The organism is Gordonia sihwensis, from assembly GCF_029632925.1.
Classification (GTDB): Bacteria; Actinomycetota; Actinomycetes; order Mycobacteriales; family Mycobacteriaceae; genus Gordonia; species Gordonia sihwensis.
This window is the reverse complement of the sequence record NZ_CP121248.1, coordinates 2,016,461-2,034,262: the sequence shown is the minus strand read 5'-3', so window position 1 is coordinate 2,034,262 and position 17,802 is coordinate 2,016,461. Positions and strand designations below refer to the sequence as shown.

Below are 17,802 nucleotides of genomic sequence, written 5' to 3'. Positions count from 1 at the left end.
AACACGCGCGGTCATCGCACCAATGTGAAGCGCCCTGGGTTTCGTTCCGTGGTTACACGGTCGCGGGCGCGGTCGTCGTGGTGTGAGTGTAGGTCGCTTCGACGTTCGCCGGGGTGCGGTAGCCGAGAGCTTCGTGGAGCCGGGAGGTGTTCCACCAGTGGACCCAGCCCATCGTGGCGAGCTCAACCTCGCTGACTGACTCCCAGATCCGCTTGGAGTAGATCAACTCCGCCTTGTATAGGCCGTTCACTGTCTCGGCCAGCGCGTTATCGTAGCTATCGCCGACGGTACCTACTGAAGCCGTAACTCCCGCGGCGAGCAGAGCGTCCGAATAGGCGAGCGAAACGTATTGACTACCCCTGTCGGAATGGTGGATCAATCCGCTTTCGTTCCTGCTCACCCCGGTGGACTGCAGTGCATGCTCCAGTGCGAGCAATGGCAGAGACTCCGTGTGGAGCGTGGGCGCGACCGCCCAGCCGACAATTCTGCGACTGAAGACATCGGTAACGAATGCGACGTAGCAGAACCCGGAGAGCATCCGGACGTAGGTGATGTCGGCGACCCAAAGCTGCTGCGGTCGATCCGCGACGAACCGCCGTTCAACGAGGTCCGGGCGCTGGTCATCTCCGTCTGCGGAGCAGGTGGTGACGGGCTTTCGACCTCGGCGAACGCCCTGCAGGCCGGCGATCTTCATCAGCCTCGCGACCTGGTCGCGACCGACGTTCCATCCTGCGTGGCGCATTGCGTGCCACATCTTCCGGACCCCATAGACGCTGTAGTTCGCCTGATGAATCCGCTGCACCTCCTCCGCCAGCATCTCGTCCCGAACGCTGCGAGCGGAGGCCGGCCTGTTCTTGGCAGCGCGGTATCCGCGGGAGGTGATGAACCCACATTCTGTCGCACTGAGGATGCGGCAGATGGCCTCGACCCCGAACTTCTCGCGATGCATGTCGACGAACGCGATCATTTCGTCGTGGGGCGGTCGAGTTCCGCTGCGAAAAACGCTGAGGCGGCCTTCAGGATCTCGTTCGCACGTCGCGCCTCGGCGAGCTCCCGCCGGAGACGGCGATTCTCCTCCTCGAGCGGCTCTCCCGGTCCGACCGGCTCGGTGGCGCCGTAGCGATTGCACCAGATCCGCAGCGTCTCTGTGCCGACACCGAGCTGCGGCGCGACGGCACGGATCGATGCTGCGCGAGGGCCGCCCTCGCGGGCTTGGCGGTCGTAGACCATGCGCACGGCACGCTCACGCAGCTCTGGACTGAACTTCTTGGGCATACTCCGATTCTCCTTGCTGAGACTCGGAACGGAACCCAGGGCGCTTCAATGGCGCCCGAACACGGACCCCAAGTCCTCGCGATCTACCAAGCCGGCATCGACACCGGCAACGCAACCTTCGCGACCGCCGCCCCAACCTGGCCCGACTTCGACCGCGATCACCTACCCGACCACCGATTCGTTGCCCTCGACCCCAACGGCAACGTCACCGGATGGATCGCCGCATCACCGGCATCGAGCCTGTGCGTCTACACCGGCGTCATCGAACACAGTGTGTACGTCGACCCCAACCACTCCGGCAAGGGCGTCGGCACCGCACTCCTACAAGCGCTCATCGACTCCACCGAAACCGCAGGAGTGTGGACCATCGAAACAGGAATCTTCCCCGAGAACCACGCCAGCCTCGCACTGCACCACGCCCACGGATTCCGCACCGTCGGAACACGAGAACGCATCGGCCAACACAACGGCCACTGGCGAGACGTCGTCCTCATCGAACGCCGCAGCAACGCCTAACATCGCCGGATACGCGCAATTTCGAGCGCACCAACCACAGCAATACGCATCGAAGTGATACGCAGGGTATCCAGTAGAATCCGGCAGCCCATACGACACGAGTCAACATCCGGCTTGGCACTTACGGGTCGGACTTCGAAGCCGAGTGGACCTCTAATACCCTCCTGCCCATCTTCTTTCGGGAGGTCGTACGACGGCTGGTCCATCAAGCCACGCGATGCCCGCTTGCACAACGCCCATGGCGGCTACGCTGGCCGCATGCGGGTGTCCCGATTGAACGACCTCGGGCTGGTTATCGGGCCGGCACTGTTCGCACTGTCGCCGGCATTCTGGAAGGACGGACACTACGGCGCGGTGGGCGGCATGCTGATCGCAGTGTCGACGGTGCCGTGGGTGTTCGGACTCATCGGCCAGTACGACCGGGTACGCTCGCGACTTCCTCTGGCGGCCGGACTGTGGCTCCTGCTGGTGCTGATCGGCATGTTCGGGACAGTCGCGTTCGGGTTGCAGGGGTTCTTCGAGGACGTGTTCGGAGTCGACGACGCATCCGCTCTCGCGGCATTCGACGGCTACCCGGCGGCTGGTACGGTGATGTTCCTACTGGCGGGACCGACGTTCCCGCTCGCACTCCTGCTACTCGGAATGATGTTGTGGCACACGAGACTGTCGCCCCGAGCGTGTTCAGGACTGCTCGTGATCGCCGCGATCGCGTTCCCGATTGCACGGGTGTCTCTCGATGACCGAGCATCGTGCGACTTAGACGAACGTCTCATGACGGACAGCGACCGGGTCAGCGTCCGTGCGGAACCAGCCCCATGACTTCAGCGAGTCTGTCGACAATCGCACCCAGACCGTCGCCTGTACGCAGATTCTGCTGATCGACAGCACTGGCGCGGGGGTCGCTCCCCTGTTCTGGGATCCGCCCGGCGGCTCGGACGGCGTCGGCGACATCGCGTGCACCGTCGGGATTCGCCGGCGCACGGTTGGAGAGCCTGTCGGCGGCGTACCGGGCGACCTCGTCGGCCAACTGCTGCGCCGCATCGACGGCCGGCAACCAGGCCGCGGCCACGGCGTCGCTCGGCGGTGGCTCAGCCAGCGCTCGGTGGAGCCGAGCGCTCAGCTCGGTGAGCGAGGCGGCGGCCGCACGTCGAGCACGGACAACGCCGTCGTGCCGTCGTCCGACAGGACCCGCATCGTCACGCGGAATCGGAGTTCCGGCATAGGTCAGTTCGGTCGCGATGGATCCCATCGCTTCGGCGAAGACCTGGTGCACCCACACTCTCCTGGAGTGCGGCCAGAGAAGGTAGCCGAAGACGATGACAACAGCTCCGCCGATGGCGGTCGCCGCGATGCGTTGTGCAGAGTAGTTGTCCTGTTCTGCGGGAGTGATCGCGGCGACGAGAAGAATCACCACCGGCGTGATGGCGACTGCCTGTAGAGAGTACGAGCGCATCATCAGCCACGGAATGAACACGGAGATCAGCAGGATGGCGATGCCGAAGCCGACGCCCTTCGGTACCAGCACGATGATCACGGTGGCAACGCCGGCACCGATGAGAGTCCCGATGATACGCAGGATCGCGCGCGAGAACACCGAACCGAAGTCCGGTTTCATCACGAGACAGACCGTCAGCGGCACCCAGAACCAGTGACTGAACGGGAAGTACCACTTGGCCCCGACGGCGATACCGAAGCACAGTGCCAGCCTGACCGCAGCGCGGATCACCTCGGAATCGATCGTCGCCGAGACCGGCGTGACCGGGCGACGCGCCTCTGTGCGCTGCGGTGCGGTCAGCGCGTCCTGCAACCGGTCGATGCGCAGCGTGAGCGCCGACGCGCCGTCGGTGCGCACCGGCACCGGTGTCGAGATCGACTCGTGGCGGGTGATGCCGTCGGCAAACGCTTCGAGGCGTCGCGCAGCGGCCTCCGCGACGTCCGGGTCCTCTTCGCCGACCAGAAGAGCCTGAACCCCCTCCGCTGCGTCGAGGACGTCGTCAGTGAGCGACCACCACCTCGTGCGCCGGCGCAGCGGGAGTTCCGCAAGTCGGTCACGCGCGGCATAGTAGGCGGCGTCGGTGCGGATACGTGCATCCGTGGTCTGCGCGCCCCCGACCAGCAGATCGCCGTGCCGAGCCCGGGCGAGTTCCGCCAGAGCTTCCAAGAGCGGTTGTAGCCCTTTGCGCTGCGGTCGGTCTGGGACGATCAGCGCCTCCAGCCCGAGCAGTACGGCATAGAGCGCTGCGCCGGCGCAGTACAGCCCCAGCGGCACCCACCAATTGTGAATCCCGTCGACACCGATCGCGATCGAAGAGGTGAGCAAGAACTGCATTCCGCCCACCGAGAAAGCAGGCCCGAGTCCTGCCAGCAGACCCATCAGGAGTGCGAGCATCGCCATGAGGACGGCGAGCGCGACGAGTGGCATGTCCTGCGAGTATCCGAGGATGTATCCGGCCGCCGCGATCGGTGTCGATACCGCGATGATCGTGAAGTTCAGCCGGTAGGTTCCTTCGCGCTCGCCCGCTGCGAGAAGCAGACAGGCCAGACCGATCCACATCCCGGTGACGATGTGGTCGGTGAGCGCTCCGACGATGAACGGCACGCCGACCGCCGCTCCGGACCGGATCGCATGTCCCACGGGGAATTCCGCCGGACGAACGCGTACGGTTTCGCGCATCCAGGACCATCGAGGATCGTCGGCGAGCGAACGCATCGGGGACAGCACCGGGACTCCTTGTGCCGAGCAGCACGGGGTGTGAACTGACTCTATCGGTGGTGTCAGACCCTTCAGTGCCATGGCGGACTCCGTTCCGTGCCGAGACGAAGTCCAAGCGAATTCAGAGCAGAGGAGAAGACATGTACGGCCGTCAATCGCGCGCAGTGGTTCTGTCGGGGTGCTCGGGTGGAGGCAAATCCACCGTGCTCGAGCATCTGGCGGCTCACGGATACCGCACAGTCGACGAGCCCGGTCGCCGAATCGTCCGGCAAGAACTCCGCACCGGCGGGCACGCCTTGCCGTGGGAGGACGCAGACCGGTTCGCGCGAGCGTGCATCGACCTCGCGCGCTGGGATCGCGAGGACGTCGTCGCCGACCGGTGGACCTTCTTCGATCGCGGGCTGGTCGACGCCGACACCGCGTTGCGTCACTACGCGGGCCGATCAGCGTGTTCGATCGAGGAGTTGCAGAGCTATCACGCGCGGGTGTTCATGACACCGCCATGGCCAGAGCTGTACGCAGCGGACGACGAACGGCAGTTGGGGCTCGACGAGGCAGTCAGTGAATACGGCCGTCTACTGCGCAGGTACGACGAACTCGGTTACAGCGTCACCGTCCTGCCGAAAGTGGGCGTCGCCGAGCGCGCCGAGTTGATTCTCGCTGAGCTCGGTCTGCGTGGTTGATCGGTCGGCCCGGCCGGAGCTTCCGGGGAGCGCTCACCCGACTTGCCCACAGTATCGATGGACGTCAATATCGAAGTATGTCGAATCAGTCAACGGCCGCCGTCGGGACCGGAACGATGCAGCGGTGCTCCCCTCTCGTCCGCGAGCCGCTTTGCGTCGAGGACGCCGGCGAGGTGTCGTCGGTGTTCAAGGCGCTCGCCGACCCGATACGGTTGCGCCTCTTCAGCTTGATCGCCAGCCACGCCGGCGGCGAAGCGTGCGTCTGTGACATCTCCCCCGCCGTCGATGTCGCGCAGCCGACGATCTCGCATCACCTCAAGGTGCTCAAGGCGGCCGGCCTCGTGGCATCCGAGCGCCGCGCCTCCTGGGTGTACTACCGCGTCGTCCCCGAAGCGCTGGCGACGCTTACCGCGGTCCTCTCTCCGGTGGACCAGCCCACCGGCACCCCGTGCGCGTCATGACCGGCACCTCTACGGAACCGGTGGCCGCACGGCTCTCCGGACTCGATCGCTTTCTGCCGATCTGGATCGGGGCGGCCATGGCCGCGGGGTTGTTGCTCGGCCGCGCGGTCCCGGGGCTCGGCACGGTTATCGAGAAGATACAGATCGACGGCGTGTCCCTGCCGATCGCTGTCGGACTGCTGATCATGATGTATCCGGTGCTGGCCAAGGTCCGCTACGACCGGCTCGACACCGTGACCGGCGATCGCAAGCTCCTCGTCGCCTCGCTGCTCCTCAACTGGGTGGCCGGGCCGGCGTTGATGTTCGCCCTCGCGTGGCTGATGCTGCCCGACCTCCCCGAATACCGCACCGGCCTGATCATCGTCGGCCTGGCGCGCTGCATCGCCATGGTGATCATCTGGAACGACCTCGCGTGCGGCGACCGCGAAGCCGCCGCGGTCCTGGTCGCGATCAACTCGGTGTTCCAAGTGGTCATGTTCGCTGTGCTCGGTTGGTTCTATCTGTCGGTCCTACCCGGCTGGCTCGGACTGCCGCAGACGCGAATCGACAGCTCGCCGTGGCAGATCGCTCAATCGGTTCTGGTATTCCTCGGCATCCCGCTGGTGGCCGGCTACCTCTCTCGCCGGATCGGCGAACGCCGACGAGGTCGTCAGTGGTACGAGGAGTCCTTTCTCCCGAAGGCCGGACCGTGGGCTCTCTACGGTCTGCTGTTCACGATCGTGATCCTCTTCGCCCTCCAAGGCGACCAGATCACCTCCAAGCCGTGGGACGTCGCTCGGATCGCCCTGCCGCTGCTGGCCTACTTCGCGATCATGTGGGGCGGCGGCTACCTTCTCGGCGCGGCCATGCGACTGGGGTACGCGCGGACCACCACTCTGGCCTTCACCGCGGCAGGCAACAATTTCGAGCTCGCCATCGCGGTGGCCATCGGCACGTACGGCGCCACATCGGGCCAAGCTCTTGCGGGCGTCGTCGGCCCGCTGATCGAGGTCCCGGTCCTCGTCGCGCTCGTGTACGTGTCTCTCGCACTGCGCAGACGGTTCGCCGCCGACGCTCCCGGGGACGGAGACGAAGCCGAAAACGCTTGAGGCCCCGGCTGTTCCGAGACCGGAACAGCCGGGGCGCCGAGCCTCACACCACGGTCAGTGCTTGTGGAGGGTTCCGCTGATCTCGTTCGGTGTCACGTCGAGCGACGCCTCGGCACTCACCGTGCCGGTGGACAACGACACCCGCTTGATCGTCTTCGTCGCGGGATCGGTCACATAGGCGGTGTCGTCACGGACGAACAGGGACGGCCGCGGCTCCTGCCAGTCCATCGGTTCCTGCCACTTGCCGACGACCGGAATCGACTTGACGTTCGCGCCGGAGACGACGTCGAAGACATGCAGATGTCCGTCGGTGCCCAGGATCAGAGCTTCGCCGCCGGGTCCACGGCCGAGCGAGCGGAAGCTGTAACTGGCGCCGCCCGGCATCTGGACCAACCGCTGCTTCTGGGCAGCGGTATCGATCAGAGCGAACTGCGTGGGGAATTCGCGCTCGGCATCCGGGTCGGTCTTGTAGTCGCCGACGAGCACCGGCGACGCGTCGCTGCCGACCTGAGTGGACGTGGCGCCGTACTCCGGATCGACGGAGGGCACCTTCACGAACGCGCCGTTCTTGAACAGGAGGACCCCGTCCTTGCAGCCGAGCCCGACCACCTCCCCGGACGCCACCGCCTCGCCGTGGACTCCCGGGCACTGATCACTGTGAGCGATCTGTCTGCCCTGCGCGTCGACGGCCCGCGCTCCGCGCCGGTTCTCCTCGTCGCCCACCGAGGCGACGATAGTCCCGTCGGTGAGTTCCACGGCGACGCCGTGATGCGGACTCGCACTCGTGTATTCGCGTGTGGTCGGTGCGCCGTCCGACAGTTCGTGCGGATCGAACGAGAGCGCCGACCCCGTGGAGTCGGTGAACAGCACGGTCTTACCGCCGTGCAGCACGACGTGACCCGGCTTCTCCCCGGGATAGACGAGATCGGTCAATTCGGCATGGGAGGCGTCCATCACCGTGAACCCCTTCTCGTCGGAGACGATGAGATGGTCGTCGTCTCCCGCCGGATTGACGCGAGTGAATCCGTCCATCGGAACCTTGCTCACCACGTCGAGGCTGGTGCCGTCGAGGAGCGCGATGCCTCCGTCGTAGGTGACGGCGATCGGTTCGGCGACTTCGGTTCCGTCGGGAGGCGTGCTCGACGACGCCGACTCGTCATCGGCCGACGAGCACGCGGTCATCGTGAGGGCGGCCGCGGCCGCCAGCGTGAGCACTACCCTGCTGTGCCGCACCCACTCTCGGTTGCTGAGCATCATTCACTGTCACCTTTCATTCACATGGGTGTCCGTCGAGGCCCGGGACGGGTCAACGCGACAGACCTGAACTGATACGAGAAGCGTTGGTTCGCATCATGGCGATGTAGCTGTCTGCCTCGGTGCCCCGCTCGTCGAGAGACTCCGAGTACAGCGGAACGATGGCGACCGCCGTCCGGGTCTCGGCTGCGAGGGCCTTCGCGAGGCGGTCGGGCTGGGACGTGTCGACGAAGATCGCCGACACCGCGGTGGTCCGGATGGCCGTCGCGAGCGATGCCAGGTCGGAGCTGCTCGGCGACGCGAGGGTGGTACCGCTCGGCACGACGGCGCCGATCACCTCGAAGCCGTAGCGATCAGCGAGATAGCCGAATACGTGGTGATTCGTCACCAGCTTGCGGCGATCCTGGGGAATCGCCGCGAAGAGCCCGCGCATCCACTCGTCCAGATCGTTCAGCTCCGAGAGATACGCCTCGGTGTTCGCGCTCAGCCGGGCCCGGTCGACGCCATCGATCTCCGCGAGCCGGTGCGAGACGGCACGGACCGCGTCGCGCATCCGGGTCGGGTCGGTCCAGAAGTGCGGGTCCGCGGCTCCGGAGGTCTCACCGGTGCGGAACGTGATCGGTCGGGCGGCCCCGCCGGCTTCGACGATCGGGACCCCGTCGCCGTGCGCGGCGCGCACATGATGCTCGATGCCTTCTTCCAGGCCCAGCCCGTTGTAGACGATCAGGTCCGCATTGCGCATGGCGCCCGCCTCGCGGGCCGAGACGGCGAACGAATGCGGGTCCGCGTTCGGCTTCATCAGGGTCATCACCGTCGCCTGATCACCCACCAGCCGACCGACGACGTCACCCAGAATGTTGGTGGTCGCCACCACCTGCGGCTGGTCGTCGTGCGCGATGCCGCAGCCGGTGAGCGCCACTGTCCCGAGCAGGGTCCCGATCACCGCTGCGAGCAGTGTCGCCACGAGGCGACGCGGCGGCGTCATCGACCGACCTCGACCATGAGCTCGGGCTCGACGTCGACCGGGAGGGTGCGTGTCCTGCGCAGGGAGTCGCCGTAGTCGAACTCGTGAACGGCTCGGGCCGTGGGCTCGGAGAGGTACGCCCGGCCGGTGTCGGCGGTCAGCACCTTCCCGGCCATGCCCGCAGACGCACCGGCCGTCGCGACCGGCCGCCCGGCGCCGGTTGCGGGGTCGACGGCCAGGGTGCGCAGTTCACCGTCGTCGGTGAGCACGATCAGCGTCTCGTCGCGCCCCGGGGCCAGAGCGGCGGACAGCCGGTCGGCCGAGGGCACCCACCGAAGCGACCCTGCCGAGGAGTCGAGCAGCCACGAGCCGGCCGCGGTGGCCGCGACGGCCCGGTTGCTGCGTGGCCGAACGCCGAACGCACCCGCCCGCGGTCCCCTGCGTCCGTAGTCGAGTACCTGTGCGGCGACCTCGCCGCCCCTGTCGGTGAAGAGGATGATCGCCTCGGCGCAGGACACCGCGACCGCGTTGCGCAGCAGCGCCGGGCCCTGCGGGTCGACGCAGGGCTGGGCCGGTCGGCGGGGATTTCCGTCCCGATCGGTGAAGACGACTCTTGAGGCGGGGCGGTCCGGACCGTCGCCCAAGCCCAGCACCAGGCCATCTGCGTAGGGCACGGCGAAACCCGCACTGCTGCGGGTGTCGATGGTCGAGATCGGGCGCGGGGCCGAACCGTTCTCCAGACCCCGCCGGTCCAGCACGGTCACCGAGCCTCCGCGCGCGCCCACCGCGGTGATCTCGTCCGCTCCCGACACGGTCGTGACGGCCGCGGGCACGGTCAGCGTGCCGAGCGGCTCGGTCGTCGCCCGGTAGTAGTGAACGTGATCGCCGTGATCGACGGTCCAGCCGCCGCTGTCCACCACTTCCAGGGTGTCGCCGTCGATCACGTAGACGAAACGGCCGTCCTCGTCCAGGCGCTGCGCCTCCGTGGTCAGGTCCACCGTCACGGTGCTCTCCTCCGCCGGGTCGAGGAAGCTCAGCTTCTTCCCGTTCCGGGCGGCGACGGCGAGCGCGATCTGGGGTTCGGACTTCTCTTTGGCTCCTTCGACGTAGCCGTGCGGGCGGTCGCTGCCGGCTGACCCGTTCTGCGGAGCCGGTTCGTCGGCGCCGCAGCCGGCGGCCAGGATGACAGTCGACGTCGCGAGCGCCGTCATCGCTGTTCGGACTGTTCGCGTTCGATTGGGCAAAAGTGTTCGCCTTTCATGTCGTCGGGTCGGCGATGCCACGGGCACGCCGCAGCACCGCGCGTCCGATGGTGCGGAGTGCGAGGGTGAGGAAGAACAGGACGACCGCGGTCGCGGCGATGGTGGCACCGGCCGCCGTGGCCCGATGCCAGGAGACGAGCAGCCCGACGAAAGTGGCGAGGGCGCCGAATCCGAACGCCACGAGCATGGCCGCGGGAACCCGGCGCACGATCAGCAGTGCGGACGCCGACGGCGCCACCAGCATGCCGAAGGCCAGCAGGGTGCCGACCACGCTGAAGGCGCCCGCCATCGCGACGGCGAGTGTCAGGACCATCAGCAGATTGGTCGCGGTCGGCCGCAGACCGAGCGTGCGCGCCTTGCGGACATCGAAGGTCACCGCGAGGAATCCCCGGTAGGACAGCGTTGTCACCGCCAGGACCGCCGCGACGAGTACGCACAGCCGCACGAGGTCGCCGTCGTCGACGGCCAGCACGTCACCGAATAGGAAGCCGGTCAGGTCGGTCGCGAACGACGAGGAGTGCGAGACGATGATGACCCCGACCGCCAGCAGTCCGACGAACAGCAAGCCGATGCTCGTGTCCCGGCCGAAGTCGCGGTGGGTGCGCATGGACTCGACCCCGAGCACCATCACCACCGCGCTCGCCGCCGCGCCGACGATCAGGTCGACCCCCGTCAGCGCCGCGACCGCGACCCCGGGAAGCATGGCGTGTCCCATCGCCTCGCCGAGGAAGGTCATGCCGCGGGCGATCACCCACACCCCGACGAGTGCGCACAGCGCCGACAGCACCACGCCGGCCCACAGCGCGCGCGCCATGAACGCGACCGAGAACGGCTCCAGTATCGTTGGGATCACGCGTTAACAGTAACGGTTATCAATGTCATTAACTCGAAGGGGTCCCGATTGACTGCCACCGGCTACACCGTGCGTGGGCTGAGCTTCAGATATGGCGCGACGACGGTCCTCGAGAATCTGACGACGACTCTGCAGCCGGGGGCGGTCACCGCCCTCGTCGGCGCCAACGGCACGGGCAAGAGCACGCTGCTGGAGCTGATCGCCGGAGTGCGCACACCGGACGCCGGCGAGATCACGCCCCGACCGCGACGCCCCGCTCTGCTGACACAGCGCAGCGAGCACATCGACGGCCTGCCGTTGACCGTCCGGGACTGCGTGCGAATCGGGACCTTCGGACAGGTTCCGTGCTGGCGCCCGACGGCACGGCGTGAGCGGCGCGCGGCAGAGGAGATGATCGAACGAGTCGGCATGACGCCGTTGCGGGAGTCCCGGATGCGCGACCTCTCGGGTGGGCAGCGCCAGCGGGTGTTGATCGCGCAGACGCTGGTTCAGCCGGCTGATCTCTATCTCCTCGACGAGCCCTCGACGGCGCTGGACGCCGGGACGCGAGAGCTCCTCTGCACCCTGCTGCGGGAACACGCGGACGCCGGTAAGACGGTGGTCGTGGCGTCGCATGATCGCGACGAGATTCGATTCGCCGACACGGTCATCGAGCTCGCGAGCCCGTCGATGTCGCGATGACCGTCGGGGCCGGCGCGGTCGGCTCCCGCACCGGTCCGGGGCGCGCCACGGGCATCCAGACTAGACTTATCGGCTATGCCCGTCACAGTGCCGCACGATCTCCCCGCCCGGGCCGTCCTGGAGGCGGAGAAGGTCTTCGTCATGTCCGACGAGCGCGCGGGGCATCAGGACATCCGCCCGATGCGGATCGCGATCTTGAATCTGATGCCGATGAAGGTCGCGACCGAGACACAGTTGCTGAGACTGCTGAGCAACAGCCCGCTGCAGGTCGAGATCACCTTGCTGCACATGTCCAGCCACGTCTCGCGGAACACGCCGCCCGGTCATCTCGAGTCGTTCTATTCGACCTTCGACGATGTGGCAGACAAGCACTTCGACGGATTGATCGTCACCGGGGCCCCGATCGAGAGGCTCGACTTCGAGGACGTCGACTACTGGCCCGAGATGACCAGAATCCTGGATTGGACACGCAGCAACGTGCAGTCGACGCTGCACATCTGCTGGGGCGCGCAGGCTGCGCTCTACCGGCACTACGGGGTCGGCAAGTACGAAGTGCGCCAGAAGATCTCCGGCGTGTTCACCCATCGCCTCACCGGCGCGAAGTCGCCGCTCGTCACAGGTTTCGACGAGGAGTTCCTGGCCCCGCATTCCCGGCACACCGATGTCCACGCCCGTGACATCGAGGCGACCGGTGCGGTCGAGGTGCTGGCCGTGAGCGACGAGGCAGGCGTCTTCCTGGCGGCCACTCCCGACGGCCGCGAGGTCTTCGTCACCGGGCATCCCGAGTACGACGCGGACACGCTGGCCCGCGAGTATCGGCGCGACAGTGACCAGCAGAGCGACGTCGCGGTGCCCGCACATTACTTCCCGGGCGACGACCCGACCGCGCTCCCGCTCAACCGCTGGCGCGGACACGGTCACCTCCTGTACACCAACTGGCTCAACTACTGCGTCTACCAGGAGACGCCGTTCGATCCGAACGGCGTCTGAGACCCGATCGATCGCCGACTTCGGCGCAGGGGCTCCGCTCCGTGCAGAAACCGGACTGATCCGTGCCGCCACGGCCTTGCGCGACGCGGACCCCGCGGGGGCACCTTAGGCTGACAGTGACGCCTGAGCCCACTGCTCACCGCGCCTGAACTGCGACGAAAGCGATTGACGTATGTGTACACGTGTTATGTGGCCGGACGCGGGTGGTTCGGTGGTCGTCGGACGCAACATGGACTTCGCGCGCGATCTGCACACCAACCTCTGGAAGCTCCCCCGCGGTGTGAAGCGCGACGACCGGGTCGGCGGAGGCCTCTCGTGGACCGCGAAGTACGGCAGCGTGGTCGCCGGAGTGTACGACATCATCTCCGCCGACGGGGTCAACGAGAAGGGTCTGGCCGGACACGTCCTGTGGCTGGCGGAGTCGGATTACGGCACGCCCGATCCGGCGCGCCCGCAGCTCGCCATGTCCGTGTGGATGCAGTACTACCTGGACAACTTCGCCACCGTGGCCGAGGCCGTCGAGTGGACCCGGGCCAACGACCCCCAGGTGGTTCCGATGGCCGACCCGACCGGAGGCAGCAAGCCCGCGATCCACCTCGCGCTCGACGACGCCGACGGCGACTCGGTGATCTTCGAGTACATCGACGGGAAGCTGAACGTCTTCCACAGCAGGGATTACTGGGTGATGACGAACTCGCCGTCGTACGACCGGCAACTCGAGCTCGTCGAGAAGTACGAGGGACTCGGCGGTGAGGATCCGATCCCCGGTACCTGCCGCGCCGAGGACCGCTTCGCACGTGCCCTGTACTACGTGCGGAATCAGCCGCGGCCGTCCTCGCGGCTGGAAGCCGTCGCCGCGATGGGCAGCATCATCCGGAACTGTGCGCAACCCTTCCGGAACCCCGAGCCGGGGAAGCCGGACGCCTCCACCACCCTCTGGCAGGTGGTGATCGATCTGACCAATCTCCGCTATGTCTTCGAATCGACCACGCGGCCGAACACCGTCTGGGTCGATCTGGCGGAGCTCGACTTCAGTGAGGGTTCGGGTGAGTGGAAGCTGAACCTGGTCGACCACCTCGAAGTGGAACACGGCCTCTCCGGCAACGTCACCAAGAAGTTCAAGAAGCACCGCAAGTTTCACCTCGTCTCGGTGAAGCAGAGTGAGCTGATCGGCGAACTCGTAGCGGAGGCTACGAAGACCATCGATCCGCTCAAGTCGGCGGAGACGCGGGCGGAGCGGATCCAGGAGAAGGTGGAGGCGAAGATCGCCGAGTTCATCGCCTCAGAGTAGGAATCTCGACGAACCCCCTGGTTGTGTCCGGTCAGCGGTGGGGCGTGAGAGTGATCGCGCCGATGACGGTGCCGCCGAAATAGGCCGGGCCCCGGTAGCCGCCGTGACCGTCGCTGTTGAGAATGACGCGATGTCCCGGGAAGAGGTCGACATAGCCGCCGGTGGCAGTCCGATGAATCGGGTACCGCCCGATGAGTACCAGTTGATCGCCCTCGACGCGGGCATCACGTTGCAGAAGGACGATCCCGGACGACGAGGTCGTTGACGTGTAGGAGCCCGGAGCGACGTCCGCGGCCGCCTGGCCGGCGGAGCCGAAGAGCGCCATGGCTCCGATCCCCGCCGCGATCGCGGCGGTCCGAACGACAGCGGTCCGAACGACAGTGGGGCTGGGGCGCATCGACATCGTCGTCTCCTGGCTGCTCGGGCCTATCAGCGTACGCCGCGCCGGTCGCTCAGCGCGAGCGAAGCCCGTCGGCGACGGTGGCGATGTACGTCGCGAGCAATCGGTCGAGCCGATCGTGGTCGGCACGCAGCGCCCCGGGGCGCCAGGCCAGTGCCAGCAGTCCGTTGAGGGTGGCCCAGAAGGCTGTCGCCAGATCGTCCGGATCGAGATCGGAGCGGGCGCTGCCGTCGGCCATGCCCGCGCGGATGGTCGCCGCGAGCTTGGCGTTCTGCTCCCCCGTCAGCTCCGCGATGTGGGCGACGGCGTCCGGCTCGTCGGGCGGCTCCACAAGGATGCGAAACTCGTGCGGCCGTTCCCTGGCGAACTTGGCGTAGGCGGCGGCCGCCAGCAGGAGGCGTTCCTCTGCGGTCCCCTCCGCGTCGTAGGCGGCGTCCATGTAGACCCGGCTCTCCCTCATCGCCTGCTCAGCCACCGCCGTGAGCAACGCCGACCGCCCGCCGACCCTGTTGTAGATGGTCTGGACTGCGACGTCCGCGCTTTCGGAGACCGCATCGAGCGTCAGCGCATCGGTGCCGCGGGTGGCGACGAGTTCGCGCGCGGCGTCGACGATCGCCTGACGCGTCGCCGCGGCGCGCCGCTGGGTACGCGTCATCGGCGCCTGCCCGTCCCCCGGCTTCGACGCCGACTGCTTCCGTACGCCACTGGGAGTCACGGACCCACCCTATCGACTTCCAACGGTGGAATCGATTCCAAGTCGGCTGCGGCCCTGCGGCCCGCTCAGACCGGTGCGGCGGCCGGTTCCGGACTCGCGGTGTTCAGCCCGAGCGGGTGTCGGACGTTGATCAGCAATCCCGCCACGACTGCCACGAACGCGAGGATGGCGGCCGCGACATAGAAACCGACACTGTCGCCGTGCACCATGGCGAGAGCCTGGAAATGAGGAATGTCCGCGGGGCCGCGGACCGAGTCCCGGTGATCGGTGATGTAGCGCGCGGCCGCGTTCGCGGCGATCGTGTTCAGCAACGCAGTCCCGACGGCGCCGCCGACCTGCTGCGAGGTGTTCACCATCGCCGAAGCGACACCCGCGTCGTACGGTGCGACTCCGAAGGTCGCCAGGTTCATCGACGTCATGAACACCGTTCCCATGCCGAAGCCGAGAATGATCAGACCGGGGAAGATCACGCTCCAGTATCGGGTGGCGTCGGCCGAGACCTGCGCGAGGATCAGCATGGCGCACGACCCGAGCAAGGCGCCGGGCACCAGCAGATACCGCGGCGGGACGCGGGTGATCAAGCGGGCCGCCACCTGCGTGGACCCGATGAGCATGCCGAACACCATGGGCAGGAACGCGAACCCGGCACTCAGCGGAGTGTAGTGATGCACAGTCTGCATGTAGAGGGTCAGGAACAGGAACGATCCGAACATCGCGATCACGGACAGCGCGACGGTCAGGTACGCGCCGCCGCGCGAACGGTCTGCGACCACGCGCAGCGGAAGCAGCGGATACGAGTACCTCCACTGCCAGCCTACGAACAGAGCGAGCAGCACCACCGCCGCCACCAGACAGGTCAGCGTCCCGCCGTCGGCCCAGCCCTTCTCCGCGGCCCGGCTGAAGCCGTACACCACCAGCGCCAGCCCGGAGCCGCCCAGCACCACGCCGAGCACGTCGAGCTTGACGACGTGGTCGGTGCTCCTCGGCGGCTCCTTGATTTCGAAGACCGCGCCGAGCAGCGCGACGGCCGCGATCGCGACGTTGATGTACATCGTCCAGCGCCAGTCGAGCACCTGCGTCAGCAGGCCGCCGAGGAGCAGGCCGACGGCGGCGCCGCCGCCGGCGATCGCGCCGAAGACGCCGAACGCGCGTGCACGTTCCTTCGGTTGCGTGAACATCACGGTCAGGAGGGAGAGCGCCGCGGGCGCCAGCAGGGCTCCGAAGGCCCCCTGCACGGCTCGCGCGGCGAAGAGCATCGCCTCATTGACCGCCGCGCCGCCGACCGCGGATGCGCAGGCGAATCCGACCAGGCCGATCATCAGCGCCCGGCGGCGGCCCCACATGTCCGCCACGCGGCCGCCGAACAACAGCAGTCCGCCGAAGGCGAGGGCGTACGCGGTGATCACCCACTGCTGGTTCGCGGTGCTGATTCCGAGATCCCGCTTGGCATCGGGCAGGGCGATGTTGACCACCGTGCCGTCGAGAACCACCATCAACTGTGCGAGACAGATGAAGACCAGGGCCTTCCAGCGGCGGGGATCGGGTTCGGTGACGGGTTCGGCTGCGGGCACTGACATCGGGTCGCTCGATTCGTCGTCGCTATCGTGCAATCTCAGGCAAGGTCAGCCAGAATCCTACGCACCGCGGGCACCACCTTCTCGCCGTACAGCCGGATGGACTCCTGCTGGTCGTCGTGGGTGACCGGTTGGTCGTATTTGAGGTCGAAGCGGTCGACCTTCAACGTGTGAACAGTCGCCGCGATCTTCTCTGCGACCGTCTCGGGGGAGCCGACGTACAGCGATCCGGTCTCGATCTCGCGCTCGAAGTCGCCCGCGGCCGGCGGCGGCCATCCCCGCTCACGCCCCATCCGTTCCCGCATCTCGAACCAGCCGTCGCGCACCAGATTCCGGGCCGCTTCGTCCGTATCGGCGATCAGCCCCGGCGAGTGGACCGCCACCGGCCTGCGCGGAACGCCGAACTGATCCTGCGCGCGCTCGAACAGGTCGACGTAACCGGCGAAGCGGTCGGCGGGTCCGCCGATGATCGCCAGGAACAGCCCGAAGCCGTATCGTGCGGTCCGGACCACCGATTCGGGACTGCCGCCGACGCCCACCCACGCGGTGATGCCGTGGGCGGTGGCCGGGTAAACGCGCTGGTCCGACAGCGAGGCGCGGGTGCTGCCCGACCAGGTCACCGGCTCCTCGGTCAAGAGCGCCGAGAGCAGGGCGAGCTTCTCCTCGAACAGCACCTCGTAATCGCGGAGGTCGTACCCGAAGAGCGGGAACGACTCGGTGAAGGACCCGCGGCCGGCGACGATCTCGGCTCGGCCGTTCGAGACCGCGTCGAGCGTCGCGAACCGCTCGAAGACGCGGACCGGATCGTCGGAGCTCAGCACCGTCACGGCCGAACCCAGCCGGATCCGTTCGGTCCGCGAAGCGATGGCGGCCAGGACCATCTCCGGACTCGACACCGCGAAGTCGGGCCGGTGATGTTCACCGACGCCGAAGAAGTCCAGGCCCGCTGCATCGGCGACCACCGCATCGTCCACCAGATCACGGATCACCTGCGGGTGGGGCACCGGCTGTCCGTGTGCGTCGCGGGTCACTCCGCCGAAGGTGTCCAGGCCGAATTCGATGTGGTTCACGGTTGGGTCAAC

Annotated in this window: 18 protein-coding genes and 1 other annotated feature; of the genes, 8 read left to right on the top strand and 10 right to left on the bottom strand. The window is 67.2% G+C overall.

The window, feature by feature from the left end; all coding sequences use genetic code 11:
- Window positions 1-52: 52 nt before the first annotated feature.
- A protein-coding gene (locus P5P27_RS09745) for an IS3 family transposase (RefSeq protein WP_085948520.1) occupies window positions 53-1,275 on the bottom strand; the annotation gives its coding sequence in 2 pieces (ribosomal slippage) (window positions 53-996 and window positions 996-1,275; 1,224 coding nt in all).
- Window positions 873-1,006, bottom strand: a sequence feature (AL1L pseudoknot). Its footprint overlaps the gene before it by 134 nt.
- Window positions 1,276-1,323: 48 nt before the next feature.
- On the opposite strand from P5P27_RS09745, the gene P5P27_RS09740 reads away from it, so the two are divergent.
- Entirely contained in the window at window positions 1,324-1,791 is a 468-nt protein-coding gene (locus P5P27_RS09740) for a GNAT family N-acetyltransferase (protein WP_009681069.1), read from the top strand.
- Between the two features lie 258 nt (window positions 1,792-2,049).
- Window positions 2,050-2,610, top strand: a complete 561-nt coding sequence (locus P5P27_RS09735; RefSeq protein WP_231875765.1) for a hypothetical protein — start codon at window positions 2,050-2,052, stop codon at window positions 2,608-2,610.
- On the opposite strand, the gene P5P27_RS09730 is transcribed toward P5P27_RS09735, so the two are convergent.
- Entirely contained in the window at window positions 2,582-4,513 is a 1,932-nt protein-coding gene (locus tag P5P27_RS09730) for an FUSC family protein (RefSeq protein WP_278127360.1), read from the bottom strand. The two genes, P5P27_RS09735 and P5P27_RS09730, sit on opposite strands and share 29 nt — an antisense overlap.
- A gap of 131 nt (window positions 4,514-4,644) precedes the next feature.
- Between P5P27_RS09730 and P5P27_RS09725 the strand changes: the two genes are divergently transcribed.
- The 3 genes from P5P27_RS09725 (at window position 4,645) to arsB (ending at window position 6,736) form a co-directional block, all read left to right on the top strand.
- Complete coding sequence (locus P5P27_RS09725) at window positions 4,645-5,187, top strand: AAA family ATPase (RefSeq protein ID WP_062367861.1); 543 nt, start codon at window positions 4,645-4,647, stop codon at window positions 5,185-5,187.
- 77 nt (window positions 5,188-5,264) lie between these two features.
- On the top strand, window positions 5,265-5,648 hold the full coding sequence (locus P5P27_RS09720) for an ArsR/SmtB family transcription factor (protein WP_045538211.1): 384 nt from the start codon (window positions 5,265-5,267) through the stop codon (window positions 5,646-5,648).
- Complete coding sequence (gene arsB, locus P5P27_RS09715) at window positions 5,645-6,736, top strand: ACR3 family arsenite efflux transporter (protein WP_039866870.1); 1,092 nt, start codon at window positions 5,645-5,647, stop codon at window positions 6,734-6,736. The genes P5P27_RS09720 and arsB overlap by 4 nt, the downstream gene beginning before the upstream one ends.
- A 54-nt stretch (window positions 6,737-6,790) precedes the next feature.
- On the opposite strand, the gene aztD is transcribed toward arsB, so the two are convergent.
- Genes aztD through aztB form a run of 4 tightly spaced genes read right to left on the bottom strand, consistent with a single transcriptional unit; the run spans window position 6,791 to window position 11,069 of the window.
- Complete coding sequence (gene aztD, locus P5P27_RS09710) at window positions 6,791-7,993, bottom strand: zinc metallochaperone AztD (RefSeq protein WP_006895005.1); 1,203 nt, start codon at window positions 7,991-7,993, stop codon at window positions 6,791-6,793.
- Window positions 7,994-8,042: 49 nt separating this feature from the next.
- Window positions 8,043-8,975 carry a zinc ABC transporter substrate-binding protein AztC gene (gene aztC, locus P5P27_RS09705; RefSeq protein ID WP_278127359.1) on the bottom strand — a complete coding sequence of 311 codons (933 nt, stop codon included), beginning with the start codon at window positions 8,973-8,975 and terminating at the stop codon, window positions 8,043-8,045.
- Complete coding sequence (locus tag P5P27_RS09700) at window positions 8,972-10,165, bottom strand: hypothetical protein (protein WP_045538210.1); 1,194 nt, start codon at window positions 10,163-10,165, stop codon at window positions 8,972-8,974. Before P5P27_RS09700 ends, aztC begins: the two co-directional genes overlap by 4 nt.
- Window positions 10,166-10,211: 46 nt before the next feature.
- Entirely contained in the window at window positions 10,212-11,069 is an 858-nt protein-coding gene (gene aztB, locus P5P27_RS09695) for a zinc ABC transporter permease AztB (protein ID WP_052692401.1), read from the bottom strand.
- A gap of 48 nt (window positions 11,070-11,117) precedes the next feature.
- On the opposite strand from aztB, the gene aztA reads away from it, so the two are divergent.
- The 3 genes from aztA (at window position 11,118) to P5P27_RS09680 (ending at window position 14,031) form a co-directional block, all read left to right on the top strand.
- On the top strand, window positions 11,118-11,750 hold the full coding sequence (aztA, locus tag P5P27_RS09690) for a zinc ABC transporter ATP-binding protein AztA (protein ID WP_278127358.1): 633 nt from the start codon (window positions 11,118-11,120) through the stop codon (window positions 11,748-11,750).
- Between the two features lie 75 nt (window positions 11,751-11,825).
- Window positions 11,826-12,740 carry a homoserine O-acetyltransferase MetA gene (gene metA, locus P5P27_RS09685; protein ID WP_045538208.1) on the top strand — a complete coding sequence of 305 codons (915 nt, stop codon included), beginning with the start codon at window positions 11,826-11,828 and terminating at the stop codon, window positions 12,738-12,740.
- A gap of 172 nt (window positions 12,741-12,912) precedes the next feature.
- Complete coding sequence (locus tag P5P27_RS09680) at window positions 12,913-14,031, top strand: linear amide C-N hydrolase (protein ID WP_278127357.1); 1,119 nt, start codon at window positions 12,913-12,915, stop codon at window positions 14,029-14,031.
- Window positions 14,032-14,062: 31 nt separating this feature from the next.
- Here P5P27_RS09680 and P5P27_RS09675 read toward each other — a convergent pair whose 3' ends face one another.
- From P5P27_RS09675 to P5P27_RS09660, 4 genes are all read right to left on the bottom strand, one after another.
- Window positions 14,063-14,434, bottom strand: a complete 372-nt coding sequence (locus P5P27_RS09675; protein ID WP_101841569.1) for a hypothetical protein — start codon at window positions 14,432-14,434, stop codon at window positions 14,063-14,065.
- A gap of 49 nt (window positions 14,435-14,483) precedes the next feature.
- Entirely contained in the window at window positions 14,484-15,086 is a 603-nt protein-coding gene (locus P5P27_RS09670; RefSeq protein WP_039866831.1) for a TetR/AcrR family transcriptional regulator, read from the bottom strand.
- Window positions 15,087-15,211: 125 nt separating this feature from the next.
- Window positions 15,212-16,723, bottom strand: a complete 1,512-nt coding sequence (locus tag P5P27_RS09665; protein WP_006894996.1) for an MFS transporter — start codon at window positions 16,721-16,723, stop codon at window positions 15,212-15,214.
- 35 nt (window positions 16,724-16,758) lie between these two features.
- Entirely contained in the window at window positions 16,759-17,790 is a 1,032-nt protein-coding gene (locus P5P27_RS09660; RefSeq protein ID WP_222111421.1) for an Atu2307/SP_0267 family LLM class monooxygenase, read from the bottom strand.
- Between the last annotated feature and the right edge of the window lie 12 nt (window positions 17,791-17,802).

Bases quoted from the DNA above. Each gene is read 5' to 3' on its own strand.
- aztC (WP_278127359.1), bottom strand. From the start codon at position 8,975: ATGACGCCGCCGCGTCGCCTCGTGGCGACACTGCTCGCAGCGGTGATC.
- aztD (WP_006895005.1), bottom strand. From the start codon at position 7,993: ATGATGCTCAGCAACCGAGAGTGGGTGCGGCACAGCAGGGTAGTGCTC.
- P5P27_RS09735 (WP_231875765.1), top strand. From the start codon at position 2,050: ATGCGGGTGTCCCGATTGAACGACCTCGGGCTGGTTATCGGGCCGGCA.
- metA (WP_045538208.1), top strand. From the start codon at position 11,826: ATGCCCGTCACAGTGCCGCACGATCTCCCCGCCCGGGCCGTCCTGGAG.
- P5P27_RS09670 (WP_039866831.1), bottom strand. From the start codon at position 15,086: ATGACGCGTACCCAGCGGCGCGCCGCGGCGACGCGTCAGGCGATCGTC.
- arsB (WP_039866870.1), top strand. From the start codon at position 5,645: ATGACCGGCACCTCTACGGAACCGGTGGCCGCACGGCTCTCCGGACTC.
- P5P27_RS09675 (WP_101841569.1), bottom strand. From the start codon at position 14,434: ATGTCGATGCGCCCCAGCCCCACTGTCGTTCGGACCGCTGTCGTTCGG.
- P5P27_RS09725 (WP_062367861.1), top strand. From the start codon at position 4,645: ATGTACGGCCGTCAATCGCGCGCAGTGGTTCTGTCGGGGTGCTCGGGT.
- P5P27_RS09700 (WP_045538210.1), bottom strand. From the start codon at position 10,165: ATGACGGCGCTCGCGACGTCGACTGTCATCCTGGCCGCCGGCTGCGGC.
- P5P27_RS09720 (WP_045538211.1), top strand. From the start codon at position 5,265: ATGTCGAATCAGTCAACGGCCGCCGTCGGGACCGGAACGATGCAGCGG.
- P5P27_RS09740 (WP_009681069.1), top strand. From the start codon at position 1,324: ATGGCGCCCGAACACGGACCCCAAGTCCTCGCGATCTACCAAGCCGGC.
- P5P27_RS09680 (WP_278127357.1), top strand. From the start codon at position 12,913: ATGTGTACACGTGTTATGTGGCCGGACGCGGGTGGTTCGGTGGTCGTC.
- P5P27_RS09665 (WP_006894996.1), bottom strand. From the start codon at position 16,723: ATGTCAGTGCCCGCAGCCGAACCCGTCACCGAACCCGATCCCCGCCGC.